1 protein-coding gene is annotated in these 273 nt (G+C 64.8%); it reads left to right on the plus strand.

Annotated elements, in window-relative coordinates; genetic code table 11:
• The coding region (locus SB756_RS30015; RefSeq protein ID WP_410913229.1) for a hypothetical protein at positions 1–273 on the plus strand (273 nt) is incomplete at both ends.

Raw genomic sequence — 273 nt, forward strand, 5'->3', positions numbered from 1 at the left:
CGGTGGTGCAATGGCTGCAGCGCAGCTTCGAACTGGGCGAAGACAGCGCCAGCCAGTTGCTCGATTACCTGGGGCGCACGCGGGAAGTACTGGGCGCCCTGCCCTCGCAACAGACGCTGATCATGGAGCGCTTCTTCGACGAGTCCGGCGGCACCCAACTGATCATCCACTCGCCCTATGGCAGCCGTATCAACCGCGCCTGGGGCCTGGCCCTGCGCAAGCGCTTCTGCCGCACGTTCAATTTCGAGCTGCAAGCGGCGGCCAGCGAAGATG

This window comes from Pseudomonas sp. SIMBA_068 (assembly GCF_046534705.1).
GTDB classification, from domain to species: Bacteria; Pseudomonadota; Gammaproteobacteria; order Pseudomonadales; family Pseudomonadaceae; genus Aquipseudomonas; species Aquipseudomonas putida.